The sequence below is a fragment of the Klebsiella sp. RHBSTW-00215 genome (genome assembly GCF_014103785.1).
GTDB lineage: Bacteria > Pseudomonadota > Gammaproteobacteria > Enterobacterales > Enterobacteriaceae > Klebsiella.
In genome coordinates, this window is record NZ_JABXQS010000001.1 from 1,241,043 (window position 1) to 1,257,794 (window position 16,752).

At 52.8% G+C, this 16,752-nt stretch carries 15 protein-coding genes; 9 read left to right on the forward strand and 6 right to left on the reverse strand.

From position 1 onward, the window contains the following. The first annotated feature begins 8 nt into the window (after nucleotides 1–8). Both envC and HV127_RS05980 read left to right on the forward strand, forming a co-directional pair. Entirely contained in the window at nucleotides 9–1,280 is a 1,272-nt protein-coding gene (gene envC / locus HV127_RS05975) for a murein hydrolase activator EnvC (RefSeq protein WP_110276982.1), read from the forward strand. A gap of 3 nt (nucleotides 1,281–1,283) precedes the next feature. Beyond that, on the forward strand, nucleotides 1,284–2,219 hold the full coding sequence (locus HV127_RS05980; protein WP_182235293.1) for a divergent polysaccharide deacetylase family protein: 936 nt from the start codon (nucleotides 1,284–1,286) through the stop codon (nucleotides 2,217–2,219). Here the strand turns inward: HV127_RS05980 and HV127_RS05985 are convergent. From HV127_RS05985 to kbl, 3 genes are all read right to left on the reverse strand, one after another. Next, on the reverse strand, nucleotides 2,216–3,013 hold the full coding sequence (locus HV127_RS05985) for a glycosyltransferase family 2 protein (protein ID WP_182235294.1): 798 nt from the start codon (nucleotides 3,011–3,013) through the stop codon (nucleotides 2,216–2,218). The two genes, HV127_RS05980 and HV127_RS05985, sit on opposite strands and share 4 nt — an antisense overlap. 160 nt (nucleotides 3,014–3,173) lie before the next feature. Continuing rightward, nucleotides 3,174–4,199: an L-threonine 3-dehydrogenase gene (tdh, locus tag HV127_RS05990; RefSeq protein ID WP_004855475.1), complete on the reverse strand. Its 1,026-nt coding sequence runs from the start codon at nucleotides 4,197–4,199 to the stop codon at nucleotides 3,174–3,176. A gap of 9 nt (nucleotides 4,200–4,208) precedes the next feature. Next, the gene (gene kbl / locus HV127_RS05995) at nucleotides 4,209–5,402 is read right to left on the reverse strand and encodes a glycine C-acetyltransferase (RefSeq protein WP_182235295.1); all 1,194 of its coding nucleotides are present in this window, start codon (nucleotides 5,400–5,402) and stop codon (nucleotides 4,209–4,211) included. Nucleotides 5,403–5,616: 214 nt separating this feature from the next. On the opposite strand from kbl, the gene rfaD reads away from it, so the two are divergent. The 4 genes from rfaD (at nucleotide 5,617) to HV127_RS06015 (ending at nucleotide 9,820) form a co-directional block, all read left to right on the forward strand. Continuing rightward, nucleotides 5,617–6,561, forward strand: coding sequence for an ADP-glyceromanno-heptose 6-epimerase (gene rfaD / locus HV127_RS06000; RefSeq protein WP_182235296.1), 945 nt, complete (start codon nucleotides 5,617–5,619; stop codon nucleotides 6,559–6,561). 116 nt (nucleotides 6,562–6,677) lie between these two features. Beyond that, nucleotides 6,678–7,736, forward strand: a complete 1,059-nt coding sequence (rfaF, locus tag HV127_RS06005; protein ID WP_182235297.1) for an ADP-heptose--LPS heptosyltransferase RfaF — start codon at nucleotides 6,678–6,680, stop codon at nucleotides 7,734–7,736. Nucleotides 7,737–7,739: 3 nt separating this feature from the next. Continuing rightward, nucleotides 7,740–8,744, forward strand: a complete 1,005-nt coding sequence (gene rfaC, locus HV127_RS06010; RefSeq protein WP_182235298.1) for a lipopolysaccharide heptosyltransferase RfaC — start codon at nucleotides 7,740–7,742, stop codon at nucleotides 8,742–8,744. Next, a complete protein-coding gene (locus HV127_RS06015; RefSeq protein ID WP_142463767.1) occupies nucleotides 8,744–9,820 on the forward strand; it encodes a glycosyltransferase family 9 protein in 1,077 nt (358 codons plus the stop codon). The genes rfaC and HV127_RS06015 overlap by 1 nt, the downstream gene beginning before the upstream one ends. Nucleotides 9,821–9,848: 28 nt before the next feature. On the opposite strand, the gene HV127_RS06020 is transcribed toward HV127_RS06015, so the two are convergent. From HV127_RS06020 to HV127_RS06030, 3 genes are all read right to left on the reverse strand, one after another. Continuing rightward, nucleotides 9,849–11,114 carry an O-antigen ligase family protein gene (locus HV127_RS06020; RefSeq protein ID WP_182235299.1) on the reverse strand — a complete coding sequence of 422 codons (1,266 nt, stop codon included), beginning with the start codon at nucleotides 11,112–11,114 and terminating at the stop codon, nucleotides 9,849–9,851. Between the two features lie 3 nt (nucleotides 11,115–11,117). Beyond that, a complete protein-coding gene (locus HV127_RS06025; protein WP_182235300.1) occupies nucleotides 11,118–12,188 on the reverse strand; it encodes a glycosyltransferase in 1,071 nt (356 codons plus the stop codon). Nucleotides 12,189–12,359: 171 nt separating this feature from the next. Beyond that, the gene (locus HV127_RS06030; RefSeq protein ID WP_182235301.1) at nucleotides 12,360–13,316 is read right to left on the reverse strand and encodes a polysaccharide deacetylase family protein; all 957 of its coding nucleotides are present in this window, start codon (nucleotides 13,314–13,316) and stop codon (nucleotides 12,360–12,362) included. 111 nt (nucleotides 13,317–13,427) lie between these two features. Between HV127_RS06030 and rfaQ the strand changes: the two genes are divergently transcribed. Genes rfaQ through HV127_RS06045 form a run of 3 tightly spaced genes read left to right on the forward strand, consistent with a single transcriptional unit; the run spans nucleotide 13,428 to nucleotide 16,725 of the window. Further along, entirely contained in the window at nucleotides 13,428–14,504 is a 1,077-nt protein-coding gene (rfaQ, locus tag HV127_RS06035) for a putative lipopolysaccharide heptosyltransferase III (RefSeq protein ID WP_182235302.1), read from the forward strand. Further along, nucleotides 14,501–15,628 carry a glycosyltransferase family 4 protein gene (locus HV127_RS06040; RefSeq protein WP_182235303.1) on the forward strand — a complete coding sequence of 376 codons (1,128 nt, stop codon included), beginning with the start codon at nucleotides 14,501–14,503 and terminating at the stop codon, nucleotides 15,626–15,628. The genes rfaQ and HV127_RS06040 overlap by 4 nt, the downstream gene beginning before the upstream one ends. 2 nt (nucleotides 15,629–15,630) lie before the next feature. Beyond that, entirely contained in the window at nucleotides 15,631–16,725 is a 1,095-nt protein-coding gene (locus HV127_RS06045) for a glycosyltransferase (RefSeq protein WP_182235304.1), read from the forward strand. Nucleotides 16,726–16,752 lie beyond the last annotated feature (27 nt).

A 16,752-nucleotide genomic window follows, 5' to 3' on the forward strand; every position in this document is an offset into this window, starting at 1 on the left:
CCTTCCCCATGAGGGGAAAGGCGACTTATTCAAATACATGGATCGCAACGGCAGTTCGGTCCGTCCTGTACGCCAGCGCGCTTAGCGCTGGCGTATTGCTGTGCGCCGCATCTGCCCATGCCGATGACCGCGACCAGCTGAAATCTATTCAGGCCGATATCGCCGCCAAACAGCGGGCGATTAAACAACAGCAGCAGCAGCGTTCTTCCCTGCTCGACCAGCTTAGAGCACAGGAAGAAGCCATCTCCGCCGCCGCGCGTCAACTGCGTGAAACCCAGAACACCCTGAACCAGCTGAATAAGCAGATCGACGAAATGAACGCCGCGCTCGCTAAGCTGGAACGTCAGCGTGCGTCGCAGGAACGCAATCTCTCTGCACAGCTTGATGCTGCATTTCGTCAAGGGCCACATACCGGCATCCAGATGATCCTTAGCGGTGAGGAGGGGCAGCGTAATCAGCGTCTCCAAGCCTATTTTGGCTATCTGAACCAGGCGCGTCAGGAAACCATCGCCCAGCTCAAGCAGACCCGCGAAGACGTGGCGGTGCAAAAAACCATGCTGGAAGAGAAACAAAGCCAGCAGCAAACTCTGGTTTACGAACAACGCGCCCAGCAAAACAAGCTGGAACAGGCGCGTAACGAGCGTAAAAAGACCCTCGCCAGCCTTGAATCCTCTATTCAGAAAGGCCAGCAGCAGTTAAGCGAATTACGGGCTAACGAATCGCGCCTGCGCGGTCGTATCGCCCAGGCGGAAGCGGCAGCTAAAGCGCGCGCGGAGCGTGAAGCCCGCGAGGCGCAAAGCGTTCGCGATCGCCAGCAGGAAGCCTCGCGCAAAGGTACCACCTACAAACCCACCGAGAGCGAACGCTCGCTGATCTCCCGAACCGGCGGTCTTGGCGCACCTCGCGGCCAGGCATTTTGGCCAGTACGCGGATCAATTCTCCATCGCTATGGCGAACAGCTGCAAGGTGAACTACGTTGGAAAGGGATGGTTATCGCTGCGTCTGAAGGCACCGAGGTCAAAGCCGTTGCCGATGGTCGGGTCATTCTCGCCGATTGGCTGCAGGGTTATGGCCTGGTGGTAGTCGTTGAACACGGCAAAGGCGACATGAGTCTTTACGGCTATAACCAAAGCGCGCTGGTCAGCGTCGGCACTCAGGTCCGGGCGGGCCAGCCGATTGCTCTCGTAGGCAGCAGCGGCGGTCAGGGCCGTCCGTCGCTCTATTTCGAAATTCGCCGCCAGGGTCAGGCGGTCAATCCACAGCCGTGGTTGGGAAGATAAGTTTTGCTTCAATTTCGCACAATTGCACTCGCGGTAACCACTACGCTGGTTATGGCGTCGCCGGCTTTTGCCGGCAAACTCTCCATTGTTATCGATGACTTTGGCTATCGTCCGCATACGGAAAACCAGGTGCTGGCGCTGCCCGCCAACATCTCCGTCGCTGTACTCCCTAATGCTCCTCATGCCCGCGAAATGGCGACCAAAGCGCATAACCTCGGTCATGAGGTACTGATCCACCTGCCGATGGCACCACTCAGTAAGCAACCGCTGGAAAAAGACACGCTCCGCCCGGATATGAACAGCAGCGAGATCGAGCGCATAATCCGCGAAGCCTATGGCAAGGTGCCGTATGCCGTGGGGCTGAATAACCATATGGGCAGCGCCATGACCTCCAGCCTGTTCGGTATGCAAAAGGTGATGCAGGCGCTGGAGCGCTACAATCTTTACTTCCTCGATAGCGTCACCATCGGCAACACTCAGGCCATGCGCGCGGCGCAGGGCACCGGCGTGAAGGTGATCAAGCGCAAGGTGTTCCTCGACGACACGCAGAACGAAGCGGATATCCGCTATCAGTTCAACCGCGCAATCGCTCTGGCACGGCGCAACGGTTCGGCTATCGCCATCGGCCACCCGCACCCAACTACGGTGCGCGTGCTGCAGCAGATGGTGTACAACCTGCCGCCGGATATAACCCTGGTACGCCCGAGCAGCCTGCTCAACGAACCGCAGGTCGATACCTCAACGCCGAATATCGCGCCGCCGCCTGCACAGCCGCCGCGCAACCCGTTCCGCGGCGTGAAGTTGTGCAAACCGAAGCGTCCGCCTGAGCCGGTCAACGCCAGTCGCTTCTTTACCATCCTGAGCGAAAGCATCAGCCAGAGTGCTCTGGTGCAGTACTACCAGTTGAAGTGGCAGGGCTGGGATAACCCCACCAACTAAATTTGCCGGGAATCCGGGCGCTTTTCCGCCACGGGTTCCTGCTTATCCTGATGGGCGTACCAGGCCTTGAAGTATTTGAGAAAGCTGTAGAAGGTCGCGTACAGCCCGGTGACTACGCCAACTTTCCCCTTGCGCCACGCCCCGCTGAACAGATACCACTTAAAGAAAGCGCCAATCGCGCTGATCATCCCGCGCCCAATCGACGGCCTGACCTTCTGGTATTTAACCAGCCGCGTAGTATAGCTATTGAGCTTATTGAACACTTCATGCAGGGAGTAGAAGGTATCGTGGCGCACGAAGCCTGGCAGCTTGCTGGCATGCTTATAGCCGACAACCTGATCGTCGACCGGTCTATCGTTAAAGCGCGCAACGGTACGATTAAATAAACGCACGGGAAAATCCGGCGATGAGACCGGGTAAATGGTTCGCACCTCTTCACCCAAAACGAACCAGTAGCGCGGCAGACGCCATGCGCAGTCAGGTGCAGGTTCATCACCAGCTTTCAGCGCCAGAATAGCCGCCACGACATCATCATCGAGAATTTCATCGCTATCCATACACAGCACCCAGTCATGGGTGGCCAGGGATGTCGCGTAATTCATCTGTGCGCCGTGAGCGGTATAAGGATGGTGGTGAACAGTAAGACCGAATTGTTGGCAAATCTGCAGCGTGGCGTCCGTGCTGCCTGAGTCGATGACGATCACTTCATCGGCCACCTTGCTCAAAGGTGGTAAAACCTCCCGCAATAAGCGAGATGAATTACAGGTCAATAAGCATACAGAAAGTTTAAGCATAGTGTTTGTGTGGTTAAACGACGATTAAACTGACTGTATAAACGAATAGGCAAGAAAGCGATTTAGAAAAAGTGCGGAGTGGGTTAAGAATCAGAAAAGTGCAGGGCAACTCTCAAAAAAGCGCCCGCAGGCGCTTTTTTTATATACAACTCGAGTGGAATTAATCCCAGCTAAGAATTACTTTACCGGACTGGCCGGAGCGCATGGCGTCGAAGCCCTGCTGGAAGTCATCAATGCCAAAGCGATGTGTGATGATCGGCGAGAGATCCAATCCAGACTGAATAAGCGCAGCCATTTTGTACCAGGTTTCAAACATTTCGCGACCGTAAATCCCTTTGATAAACAGCCCTTTGAAAATCACCTTGGTCCAGTCGATAGACATATCTGACGGCGGGATGCCAAGCATGGCAATACGCCCGCCGTGGTTCATGGTATCCAGCATGGTACGAAACGCCGGCGGTGCGCCGGACATCTCCAGGCCCACATCAAAACCTTCAGTCATGCCCAGCTCGGCCATCACATCGTTAAGGTTCTCTTTTGCCACGTTTACCGCGCGGGTGACGCCCATTTTGCGCGCCAGTTCCAGACGGTATTCGTTCACATCGGTGATCACCACGTTACGTGCACCGACGTGTTTCGCCACTGCCGCCGCCATCACGCCAATCGGGCCTGCGCCGGAGACCAGCACGTCTTCACCGACGAGGTCGAAAGAGAGCGCGGTATGAACGGCATTACCAAACGGGTCGAAAATCGACGCCAGATCGTCAGAGATATTGTCCGGGATCTTGAACGCGTTAAACGCCGGGATCACCAGATATTCAGCAAAGCAGCCCGGACGGTTTACGCCGACGCCCGTCGTGTTGCGGCACAAATGCGTGCGCCCGGCGCGGCAGTTACGGCAGTGGCCGCAGGTAATATGCCCTTCGCCGGAAACGCGATCGCCAAGCTTAAAGCCGCGCACTTCCTGACCGATACCCACCACTTCGCCCACGTATTCATGACCCACAACCATCGGGACCGGAATGGTTTTTTGCGACCACTCATCCCAGTTGTAGATATGCACGTCGGTACCGCAAATTGCGGTCTTGCGGATTTTAATCAGCAAATCGTTGTGGCCGACTTCCGGTTCCGGTACGTCGGTCATCCAGATGCCTTCTTCCGCCTTCAGTTTGGATAACGCTTTCATCTCACACCCTTAGGCAATCACGCCCAGTTGTTTACCGATGCGGGTAAAGGCTTCCACCGCACGTTCAATTTGTTCAGGGGTATGCGCCGCAGACATCTGGGTGCGAATACGCGCCTGGCCTTTTGGTACCACCGGATAGAAGAATCCAGTGACGTAAATACCTTCTTTTTGCAACTCGCGCGCGAACGCCTGCGCCACGGAGGCTTCACCGAGCATCACCGGGATAATGGCGTGATCGGCGCCCGCCAGGGTAAAGCCTGCGGCGCTCATTTTTTCACGGAACAGACGCGCGTTGGACCACAGACGGTCGCGCAGCTCGCTGCCCGATTCCACCATCTCCAGCACTTTAATCGAAGCGGCAACAATCGCCGGAGCCAGCGAGTTAGAGAACAGATACGGGCGAGAACGCTGGCGCAGCCACTCAACAACCTCTTTACGCGCTGCGGTATAGCCGCCGGACGCGCCGCCCAGCGCTTTGCCTAAGGTACCGGTGATGATATCGACCCGGCCCATCACATCGCAGTACTCATGAGAGCCGCGACCGTTTTCACCGACAAAGCCAACGGCGTGAGAGTCATCGACCATGACCAGCGCATCGTATTTATCCGCCAGATCGCAAACGCCTTTCAGGTTGGCAATGACGCCATCCATTGAGAATACGCCGTCGGTGGCGATCAGCACATGACGAGCGCCCGCTTCGCGAGCCTCTTTCAGGCGAGCTTCCAGCTCCTGCATGTCGTTGTTGGCGTAGCGAAAGCGCTTCGCTTTGCACAGGCGCACGCCGTCGATGATTGACGCATGGTTCAGGGCATCGGAGATAATCGCGTCTTCTGCGCCGAGCAGGGTTTCAAACAGGCCGCCGTTAGCGTCAAAGCAGGAAGAGTACAGAATCGCGTCTTCCATACCGAGAAAATCCGCCAGCTTCTTCTCAAGCACTTTATGGCTGTCCTGAGTACCGCAGATAAAGCGCACGGAGGCCATGCCGAAACCGTGGCTGTCCATTCCACTTTTCGCGGCGGCAATCAGCTCCGGGTGGTTCGCGAGACCCAGATAGTTATTGGCGCAGAAGTTAATCACCTGGCTCCCGCCGACGGTGATATCCGCCTGCTGCGCCGAAGTGATAATCCGTTCTTCTTTAAACAACCCTTCCGCGCGCGCGGTATCCAGGTCATTGGTTAACTGTTTGTAGAAATCACCACGCATTGCAACTCTCCAGATTCGGCAAAATTTGGCACATATTACCTAAAGCTATACGCTGATACGAGATGATGCATTCCTGAATGAATTATTTGCAGCATAAATCACGAGACCCTCTACACCTTTTCGGCGAATGGCTGAAGCCTTTCCGATGTGGTGATATGATATGAGTATTCATGTCCGGATTGTCTCTGGGCACCCTACTTCAAAGGTTACAGTTATGATCATCGTTACCGGCGGCGCAGGCTTTATCGGCAGCAACATCGTTAAAGCACTGAATGACCAAGGCATTACCGATATTCTGGTTGTCGATAATCTGAAAGACGGCACCAAATTCATTAACCTGGTGGATTTGAACATTGCCGATTACATGGATAAAGAAGACTTCCTGATCCAGATTATGGCAGGCGAAGAGTTCGACGATATCGACGCAATTTTCCACGAAGGTGCCTGTTCTTCCACCACTGAGTGGGACGGCAAGTACATGATGGATAACAACTATCAGTACTCGAAAGAGCTGCTGCACTACTGCCTGGAGCGTGAAATCCCGTTCCTGTACGCCTCTTCCGCGGCGACCTACGGTGGCCGCACCAGCGACTTTATTGAGTCCCGTGAATATGAGCAGCCGCTCAACGTCTACGGCTATTCTAAGTTTCTGTTCGATGAATACGTGCGCCAGATCCTGCCGGAAGCGAACTCGCAAGTTGTCGGCTTCCGTTATTTCAACGTCTACGGGCCGCGCGAAGGGCACAAAGGCAGCATGGCCAGCGTCGCGTTCCATCTCAATACTCAGTTGAATAATGGCGAAAGTCCGAAACTGTTCGAAGGCAGCGACGGCTTTAAGCGCGACTTCGTCTACGTCGGCGATGTCGCTGCGGTAAACCTGTGGTTCTGGGAAAACGGCGTCTCCGGCATCTTCAACCTTGGCACCGGCCGCGCGGAATCCTTCCAGGCGGTAGCGGACGCCACGCTGGCTTATCATCAGAAAGGCAGCATCGAATACATTCCGTTCCCGGATAAACTGAAAGGTCGCTACCAGGCGTTTACCCAGGCAGATCTGACTAACCTGCGCGCAGCGGGCTTTGACAAACCGTTTAAGACCGTGGCCGAAGGCGTAACGGAATATATGGCCTGGCTCAACCGCGACAGTCATGCGAATTCATAAAATCATTCGGGCGGTATCAAGGCGGCAACTGAGTGAATCTTCAGGAGCATAGGATAACTATGTGACTGAAGTGAACGAAGGCAGCCAACGCAGAGACAGCTTGAAGGATGAAATGAATGAAGATATTGGTGATCGGCCCGTCATGGGTGGGCGACATGATGATGTCGCAAAGTCTCTATCGTACGCTCAGGGCGCGCTATCCCCAGGCAATCATCGACGTGATGGCACCCGCGTGGTGCCGTCCGCTGCTGTCGCGTATGCCAGAAGTCAATGAAGCGATCCCGATGCCGCTCGGCCACGGCAAGCTGGAAATCGGCGAGCGCCGCAAGCTTGGGCACAGCCTGCGCGAGCGTCGTTACGATCGCGCTTACGTGCTACCGAATTCGTTTAAGTCGGCCCTGGTGCCGTTCTTCGCGGGTATCCCGCTTCGTACCGGCTGGCTTGGCGAGATGCGCTACGGCCTGCTGAACGATGCCCGCAAACTGGATAAAGAAGCCTGGCCGCTGATGGTTGAACGTTATGTCGGTCTGGCCTACGACAAAGGCGTGATGCGCTGCGCGAAAGACCTGCCGCAGCCGCTGCTGTGGCCGCAGTTGCAGGTGAATGAAGGTGAGAAATCGCAGACTTGTAACGCGTTCAACCTCTCCTCTGACCGCCCGATTATCGGTTTCTGCCCCGGCGCGGAATTTGGCCCGGCCAAACGCTGGCCACACTACCACTACGCTGAGCTGGCGAAACAGCTGATCGACGACGGTTATCAAATCGCCCTGTTCGGTTCTGCTAAAGATAACGAAGCGGGCAAAGAGATCATCGCCACGCTGAGCACAGAGCAGCAGGCATGGTGTCGCAACCTGGCCGGGGAGACCCAGCTTGAGCAGGCCGTCATTCTGATCGCCGCCTGTAAAGCGGTGGTCAGCAACGACTCCGGCCTGATGCACGTCGCCGCCGCGCTGGACCGTCCGCTGGTCGCACTCTATGGTCCGAGCAGCCCGGATTTCACCCCGCCGTTGTCGCATAAAGCGCGGGTTATCCGCCTGATTAGCGGCTACCACAAAGTGCGCAAAGGCGATGCTGCCGAAGGTTATCACCAAAGCTTGATCGACATTACCCCACAGCGCGTACTGGAAGAACTAAACGCACTGTTGACGGAAAAACTGGAAACAGAGGGAGCGTAGCGGATGCGGGTATTGATCGTAAAAACCTCGTCCATGGGCGACGTACTGCACACGCTGCCCGCGCTGACCGACGCCGCGCTGGCCTTTCCCGGTATTCGTTTCGACTGGGTCGTTGAGGAAGGCTTCGCGCAGGTCCCTTCATGGCATGAAAACGTCGATCGGGTGATCCCGGTGGCGATTCGTCGCTGGCGCAAAGCGTGGTTTTCCGCGCCAATAAAAGCCGAGCGCAAGGTATTTCGCGAAGCAGTGCAGGCGGAAAAATACGACGCAATTATTGACGCTCAGGGGCTGCTGAAAAGCGCTGCGCTGGTAACCCGCCTGGCCCGTGGCGTTAAGCACGGCATGGACTGGAAGACCGCCCGCGAACCGCTGGCGAGCCTGTTCTATAACCGTCGCCACCATATCGCTAAACAGCAACACGCCGTTGAGCGCACCCGCGAACTTTTTGCCAAAAGCCTCGGCTACGCAAAGCCAAAAACTCAGGGCGACTACGCCATCGCCTGCCATTTTTTGCGCCAGGATAATGCCTCCGCCGCGCCGTATCTGGTGTTCCTGCACGCCACCACTCGCGATGATAAACACTGGCCGGAAGAGAACTGGCGGGCGCTGATCGCCCTGCTGGCCGACAGCGGCCTGAGAGTAAAGCTGCCGTGGGGCGCACCGCATGAAGAAGCGCGGGCCAAACGTCTGGCGGAAGGGCATGATTTTGTCGACGTGTTGCCGCGTATGAGCCTTGAGCAGGTAGCCCAGGTGCTGGCAGGCGCGCGCGGGGTGGTTTCCGTCGACACCGGCCTGAGCCATTTAACCGCCGCGCTCGATAAACCGAACTTCACACTATACGGCCCGACCGATCCGGGGCTGATTGGCGGCTACGGTAAGAATCAGTACGTTGTACGTCCCGAAAACGGCAACAGCACGGGGGATATTGCAGCTATGCATGTATTCGAATTGCTGAAAGCATCCCGCATTATCGAACTGAATTCTTTGCACGAGAGCCCAGAAACATAATGAAATCTCATCGTCAGAAGAAATTTGCAACATTACGGGCCTGGAACAGAAAACGGAATTACTTTTTTAAAGCAATCCGTATGGAGCTTGCTCGCTGGATATGGGACCGTCGAATCAAAAAAGAATTTATTTTAGCAAAAGGCGCAAAAGTTCTTCTTTTGCGCGATGATGGAAAAATTGGGGATATGATCGTCTCCACCTCACTTATACGTGAACTGTATAAAAATGGCTATACGGTTGATATATTAGCGACGGTGAACAATATAATCGCGATCGAGCACAATCCTTACATCCGTAAAATACATATTTATGATCAGCAAGGTAATGCACCAGGGTTAGCCAACGAGAGTTACGATCTTGTTATCGACATGGGAGATAAAATATCGCCTACAAGCCTTCGTTTTTTACTGAAAATTAATACCAGGAACGTTATTGGTTTTAACAAAGAAAAGTATAATGTCTATAACAAATCAATAAAATTTTCAGGTTTTCAGGAGCATATCACTACTCGCTATGCACTTTTAATGTCTGAGTTGGGACTTTCTCACGTAAATACCTCATACGATCTTTTCTATCCTGAAGAGACCGATATCGATGTTTCATATTTTTTAAAAAAATTACCGCACTCTAAAAATATCATCATCAATCCCTTCGCAGCCGATAGTAAACGTGAATTATCGCTTAACCAGCTACAACAACTCTTCCATGAAATAAAATATCATATCCCCGGCTATAATATTATCTATCTAGATCCAAATAATAAGATCAGCACTGACCTTCCTGAAGGGATATATAAGAATCCATTTCCATCCTTATTTAGTGCGATGTCATTGATCAAACATGCCGAACTGGTCATATCACCAGATACTTCTATTGTGCATATTGCAGCAGCGTATCGTAAGCCATTAATTGCTCTTTATGGCAATGATATGCATGGTAAATACCAGAATAATAAAACCTGGGGGCCAGGCTACCCGGAAGCCGTGCAAATATTGACGCAGGATAAATACCATCCGATCTCAACGATAGACGTGAAGGAAATTATCGAATCGGCCCAATATCTTATGACAAGATAAATGAAAGGGGAGCCTGGCTCCCCTTTCATCACTTCTCAGGCGTTGGTAATAAAGCTGAAATAACGATCGATATTAAAAATAGCATCACCGTTTGCGAATTGATTAATACCGAGTCAGTGAGCCCACAGACAAAAAGCACAAACAGTGGCAATAATGCTGATGTCAGCATGCGTTGACGAATTGCCACAATGGCAAAAGTAATATAAATGAAAGCTAAAGACAGTGCACCAATGATGCCTTGCAACGTTAATGTCTCAAGAAAATCATTATGCATATTATATTTTACGTTATTATAGCCCTCAGTATTTCCCGGATGATTCTCTTTAATAAACGCCTGCGCATACGTTGTTCTTTCCAGCGGTGTGCTAAAGAAATAATGCTGCTCAGAATACGTCAATCCGCTATCCCAAATCGCCACTCGGGCCCCTATAGAAGTAGAGCTATCTGTTTTATAATTCTGGATATTATGAATCCCCTCCATCCAGCGGGCTCCAGTCAAAGAGACGACGATAACAATTAACCCAACAAAACTGGTAATAAAAAACTTATTCCTGGTATATGTCCGTATACTTTTATTATATAAACAATATAAAATCGTTACGCCAATAAAAGCCAGAATTGATACTCTGGTATCACACAGCATCAAAAGCACGAATGTGATTGCTGCTGCCAAAATATCGATAAAAAACCATTTACTGCGCACTGTACTCTTTGAGAGAGTAAGATACGTGGTGTACATAAATAAAACCATATAAGAAGAACTACTTGCAGCATCTGCAGTCAATTTTATTCTCTCATGCGTTACGTAGTAAAACTCATGCAAACCAAAAAATAAAGCAATAACTAAACCGAAGAAAATAATAGCTCTTCCCAGCACAACTATTTCTTTTGTCATATATTTCGAAAGAATTATTGCTGCGCTTACAATAAATGCTGATAATATAAATCGCTTACCTCCGAGGTCGTAATTCCTTAAGTTATTAAGGTCGAACTCACTAAACTGCGAAGTATCTGTTTTAGCATATAAGAACCAAATATATCTAACCAACCCGACAATAAACAAGGCCATCACAAAGGGTAACGCAGGTGCGAGTTGGCTTAGCTGCTGCTGATTTTTAACCAGCCCATACAGAATAAAGAGAACGGAAATATAGCCAGCAAAATAAAATATTTTCTGCGCAATACCATTCGTAAATAGCTCGATCGACAAAGAGATAAGAAGAGAAAGAAAAAATACTCCAACGCAATTCTCTGGCGTCGCATACCGAAATATAGTATTTTTTATTTTAGTCATGTTTTATTTTTCCAAAACCTGCTTAAATCTTGACATATATGCATCTTCATAAAAATCGCAGATACTATTCTTTATCACATCATGTGCCGGAAGATGTGCGCCTGAGCCAATAGCGGTGAGTTTTCCAACAAGCTCAGCGACGTTTCCTGGCTCATACAAACACCCGTTGACACCGCTCACAATAATATCCGACGGACCACTGACGCAATTTGAAGAAATACAGTAGATACCGCGAGAAATCGCTTCCAATAAAACTAAAGGTAGCCCTTCCTGTGTGGAGGTCAGCACTAAACAGGAAACTTCCTGGAGGTTATTTTCAATATACTGCCATGCATTTTCCTGCCAACCGTGCCAGGTAATATTGTGCTGCAAACCTAAAGTGTCTACATAGCGCTGACATTGAGCTAAATCTTCACCATCGCCAACGATGTCAAGTGACCAGGGGATATTAAGCTGGCTAACTGCGTCAAAAAGCTCCTTGAGGTTTTTCTGATCAGAAAAGTGAACTCGTCCAACATAGAGCAACTTCAATGTTTGCGGACGCGTGATAATCGCTGAGCTTCTTTTTACAGGATTAAAAACGACATCGATTGACTCAGGCGCAGCCCCCAGCTCTATGAACTGCCTGGCAATATCGCGGCTAATAGCGAAATGGTGCTCAGCAAGTAAGAGGTATCGAGGTCGATACCGATCTCGCGGCGGCAAGTGCATCCAGGTTGATAATTTTGCTCTCGTAGCTGACATTTTCATAGCGCGTCTGGCAATCAAGCAAGGGATCGTATTCAGCACAACGACTCGATCTGGACGGTTTTTCAGCATAAAAAAAGCTAGCTGTAAAACATGAAACAGCCTCGATATTTTATGATTACCAGTAATTCTCTGACTTTCTCCCCAGACAATCCCCTTACGCCATGCGCTTGAAGCATAACGGCCACCATCATTGAGAATAAAGAGCCCCGCTGAATACTGGGGATCAGAATTTAACTGTAAAATAAGCTGCCGGGTAACATTTTCCATGCCCCCTCGGCCACTCAGCAGATCAACAACGAACAGGATTTTTTTCTTTTTAGACATAGGTTTTTTCTGATTGTTGTGATTCTGTGTAATTGAATATCAATAATACGTTCAAGCCTAACATAATCTCCTGTTGCCAGGCGTGAGATAATAGGTATAAATTTTATTACTCACGTAAGCATTTTAATGTTGATTACGCCAGAGCACAAAGTTCATATAAAAACGAGCCTCTTATCTCTTTTTATTATTATAATACTCTGCCAACGTCATTCCCTTCACCTGCGGTGCCAGCCAGCTGAAAAAAACCTCCAGATCGGCGTATAAGCGCTCGATATCCTGCTCGTTTTTAAACGTTGGGCTGCCGCCAGGCATGTACTCAGAAGAGTGGAGCATATATTCGACGTAGTCATTACCCTGAGTCAACGTCTGTTCCACGACTTTTTTCATCGTTTCGACGTTGCCGCCCATCGGACGCAGCCAGTGAACAGACGGCGAGCGCACCTTACCTCGCAAACGATCGTAACCCTGCTTCAGGCTATTCATCCAGGCAGAATGCTTGTACTGAATGCTCATCGGCACTTCCAGCAGCGCCGACTGGCCTTCACGGCGAATATCGTTCTCATCGAGGAAGTAGGCGTGCTGCGGGAAGGTGCGATAATCGGTGCCGCCGTCGCCCTGCGGCGCGCCTTTGGCCGTTTTCCAGTTCACCCGAGGGGTGACCGAGCAATCGACCAGATAGCCGTACTCCACCAGCAGACGCGCATAGCGCTCATCAAACGCCCAGCGCCCGGCGCGATGGCTAACCATTTTGGTCTGGAAGGTATCTTCCAGCAGACGGGTCATATAGTCGACTTTTTCTCGCATCGCCGCATCGCTGTACTCAATCAGATACGGTTTATGCCGCCAATCGTCATCGGTAAGCGGGTCGGTCGGCGGGCTGTTCCACGCGTGCAGATGCATACCAATTTCCGCCGTTCCCCGGGCAATGACATCTTTGGCGAACTCGATATAAACGGGGTCAATGGCCATTTCATAGTTGGTCAAATAAACCGGTTTGAAGCCATACTTTTCGCAAAGCTGCTGAAAACGCGGTAAATAGCGCGCATTCTCGGTGGTGATGCTGTCATGTTTTTGCCAGAGGTTATCGCCCTCTGTATCAATCGTGATGAGAAATGCGGGTTTGTGCACGAAAACGTCCTCAGGCCATACGTATCGGGTCATGGTAGAGCAAGACAACGCTTCTCTCAATCTATCTGATCCCCTAGAATCGGAACCCTTATCCTGGATGAAGAACAGAGTATGACGCCTGAAACCCGCACTTCCAGCCGCGTAAACCCGGCGCGAATCCTGGTTATCAAGCTTCGCCATCATGGCGACATGTTATTGATAACCCCGCTTATTCACGCTCTAAAACAGCAATATCCCGCCGCCCACGTGGATGTTCTGCTTTATGAAGAGACCCGGGATATGCTCGCGGCGAACGCCGATATCAACCACATTTATGGTATTGATCGGCGCTGGAAAAAGCAGGGAACCGGCCACCAGCTTAAGATGGAGTGGCAGCTAATTCGCACCCTCCGCCAGCAGCGCTACGATATGGTACTCAATCTTGCCGATCAGTGGCCCAGCGCGATCATCACTAAGCTAACCGGCGCGGCAACCCGCATCGGCTTTGATTTCCCGAAACGCCGTCATCCGGCCTGGCGTTTCTGCCATACCGCCCTCGCTTCAACCGAGCTGCATAATCAGCTGCATACGGTGCAGCAAAATCTGTCGATTCTGGCGCCGCTTGGGCTGAATGTTGATGATGCACCAGCAAAAATGGGCTACAGCGAGCAGGACTGGGCCACCAGTCGCGCACTGCTACCGGAAGGGTTTCAGGACAACTATATTGTTATTCAGCCAACCTCCCGCTGGTTCTTTAAATGCTGGCGCGAAGAGCGAATGAGCGCCCTGATTAACACCCTCTCTGAGGCGGGCTACGCGGTGGTGTTGACCTCCGGCCCTGACGCCAAAGAGAAACAGATGGTCGAGACGATTATGGCAGGCAGCCCCGATACCCGTCTGCACTCCCTCGCCGGGCAGTTGACCCTTCGTCAGCTGGCGTCAGTCATCGACCATGCCCGTCTGTTTATCGGCGTAGACTCGGTGCCGATGCATATGGCCGCCGCGCTGAACACGCCGCTGGTCGCGCTGTTCGGCCCCTCCAAGCTCACCTTCTGGCGTCCGTGGCAGGCGCAAGGAGAGGTGATCTGGGCGGGGGATTTTGGCCCCATTCCCGATCCTGACGACATTGATACCAACACCGACGAACGCTATCTCGATTTAATCCCCACCGACGCGGTTATCGCGGCGGCGAAAAAGGTACTGGCATGAGTAAATTCAGGCTGGCTCTGGTACGCCAGAAGTATCGCCCGGACGGCGGCGCGGAGCGCTTTGTCTCCCGCGCGCTGGAAGCCCTCGACGACAGCGATCTTGAACTGAACGTCATCACCCGCGAGTGGCAGGGCCCGGTGAAGCCCGAGTGGAACATTCACATCTGCAACCCGCGCAAGTGGGGACGCATCAGCCGCGAGCGCGGGTTTGCAGAGGCCGCGCGCCAGCTGTGGCAGCGCGAGTCCTTCGACCTGGTGCAAAGTCATGAGCGCATCCCCGGTTGCGACCTGTATCGCGCCGGAGACGGCGTACATCGCCGTTGGCTTCAGCAACGTTCGCGTATTCTGCCCGGCTGGAAAAGCCGTCTGCTGTTCGCTGACCGCTACCATCGCTATGTGATGCAGGCCGAGCGCGAAATGTATCAGGACGCGCACCTGCGCGGCGTCATCTGCAATGCAGAGATGATTAAACAAGAGATTATTGAAGACTTCGGTCTGCCGGCGGAAAAAATCCACGTTATCTATAACGCCATCGATAACCAGCGTTTTCTACCGCCTACGGAAGAAGCCTTTGTTGCGCTACGCACCAAATGGGATTTGCCGCTGCAGGCGACCTGCCTGATCTACGTCGGTTCCGGCTTTGAGCGTAAAGGGTTGGATGCAGCGATTCGCGCCATCGCCCCGACCGATCGCTATCTGTTAGTGGTTGGCAAAGATAAAGAGCAGAGCCGCTATCAGCAGCTGGCGAAAACGCTGAACTGTGAAGATCGGGTTCGTTTCTTCGGCATGCAGTCAGAAACCCTGCCGTTCTATCAGATGGCCGACGGTCTGCTGCTACCAACGCTGTACGATCCATTCCCTAACGTTATCCTTGAAGCGATGGCCTGCGGCCTGCCGGTCATTACCACCACCGGCTGCGGCGGCGCGGAGTTTATCGTTCAGGGCAGCAACGGCTACGTTTGTGACGCGCTGGATATCCCAGCCCTGCAGGAGTCCGTTATCGCTCTGCCCGCCCGCGCCTTAGGTTCTACGCAAGGCGAACGTGCCCGCGAGCGCATTATGGCCTGCACCAGTGAACGACTATCGGCGCAGTTGCTCTCCCTCTATCAGGATCTGGTGAAATAACGATGCGCATACTGTTTGTTATCGACGGCCTGCCCGGCGGCGGCGCGGAAAAAGTGGTGCTGACGCTGGCGGAACAGTTTCTTAAAGAGGGAGAGCAGGTGTCGCTTTTTTCCCTGCGCGACGTCTGCGATTACCCGCTGCCGGAAGGGCTGAACTATCAGGTGATCGCCGACCGCTGCCGCAAACCGTGGCGCAAACTGACCGAGCTATCCCGGCGCGCGCGCCAGCTTGATGCGGCTATCGATAAAGCAGAACAGCAGGGCCATTTCGATCTGGTGCTCTCAAATCTGCATAAGACTGATCGCATTGTCTCCCGCAGCCGCCTGCTGAGCGGGCGTAACGTCTGGTTCTGCCTGCACGGCGTGTTCTCCACTTCCTATCTCGGCCATCGCACCGGTTTTGACCGCTGGATGAAACAGCAGAAGATCAAACGCGTTTACCAGGGGCGCAACGTCGTCACCGTTTCCGATGCGGTCGGCAAGGATCTGGTTGGACAGTTCGCCATTCGTCCGGCGCAGTTGAAAACGATTTATAACCCGTTTGATATCGCCGCCCTGCGCGCCGCGGCCCAGGAGCCGAGCGAACGGCCCGACGGCGACTATATTATTCACGTAGGTCGCTTCCACCCGGGTAAACGCCACGACCGCCTGATTGAAGCCTATGCGCAAAGCGGCATCGACGCGCCGCTGGTGCTGCTGGGGCAGGGAAAACCGGAGCAAGAACAGCGCCTGCGCCAGCTGGCACAGCAGCTACAGGTTGGCGATCGCGTCCTGTTTAAAGGCTTCCAGAAAAACCCACTGCCGTGGATTAAAGGCGCGCGGATGCTGGTCCTGAGCTCAGATAGCGAAGGTTTTGGCAACGTGGTGGTAGAAGCGCTGCTGCTCAACACGCCGGTTGCCAGCACCCGCTGTCCGGGCGGTGTCACCGAGATTTTAACCGGCGAACTGGCTCGTGGTCTGGCGGATTTGAACAGCCCGGCGCTAGCCCAGACGATGCAAAGCATTTACCATAGCCCGCCTGCCATCGACGCCCTAATGCTGGAAAAATTCAGCGTGGCGACAATTTGTCAGCAGTACCGTCAGCTGCGTAGCGCCTGACGCCGTTATTCAACCAGGATCGAATGA

What these genes read in the sequence shown, in the direction of transcription:
- tdh (WP_004855475.1), bottom strand. Translation starts at nt 4,199, where the DNA reads ATGAAAGCGTTATCCAAACTGAAGGCGGAAGAAGGCATCTGGATGACC.
- HV127_RS06025 (WP_182235300.1), bottom strand. Translation starts at nt 12,188, where the DNA reads ATGTCTAAAAAGAAAAAAATCCTGTTCGTTGTTGATCTGCTGAGTGGC.
- kbl (WP_182235295.1), bottom strand. Translation starts at nt 5,402, where the DNA reads ATGCGTGGTGATTTCTACAAACAGTTAACCAATGACCTGGATACCGCG.
- HV127_RS05985 (WP_182235294.1), bottom strand. Translation starts at nt 3,013, where the DNA reads ATGCTTAAACTTTCTGTATGCTTATTGACCTGTAATTCATCTCGCTTA.
- HV127_RS06020 (WP_182235299.1), bottom strand. Translation starts at nt 11,114, where the DNA reads ATGACTAAAATAAAAAATACTATATTTCGGTATGCGACGCCAGAGAAT.
- HV127_RS06040 (WP_182235303.1), top strand. Translation starts at nt 14,501, where the DNA reads ATGAGTAAATTCAGGCTGGCTCTGGTACGCCAGAAGTATCGCCCGGAC.
- rfaQ (WP_182235302.1), top strand. Translation starts at nt 13,428, where the DNA reads ATGACGCCTGAAACCCGCACTTCCAGCCGCGTAAACCCGGCGCGAATC.
- rfaD (WP_182235296.1), top strand. Translation starts at nt 5,617, where the DNA reads ATGATCATCGTTACCGGCGGCGCAGGCTTTATCGGCAGCAACATCGTT.
- HV127_RS06015 (WP_142463767.1), top strand. Translation starts at nt 8,744, where the DNA reads ATGAAATCTCATCGTCAGAAGAAATTTGCAACATTACGGGCCTGGAAC.
- HV127_RS06045 (WP_182235304.1), top strand. Translation starts at nt 15,631, where the DNA reads ATGCGCATACTGTTTGTTATCGACGGCCTGCCCGGCGGCGGCGCGGAA.
- rfaC (WP_182235298.1), top strand. Translation starts at nt 7,740, where the DNA reads ATGCGGGTATTGATCGTAAAAACCTCGTCCATGGGCGACGTACTGCAC.
- envC (WP_110276982.1), top strand. Translation starts at nt 9, where the DNA reads ATGAGGGGAAAGGCGACTTATTCAAATACATGGATCGCAACGGCAGTT.
- rfaF (WP_182235297.1), top strand. Translation starts at nt 6,678, where the DNA reads ATGAAGATATTGGTGATCGGCCCGTCATGGGTGGGCGACATGATGATG.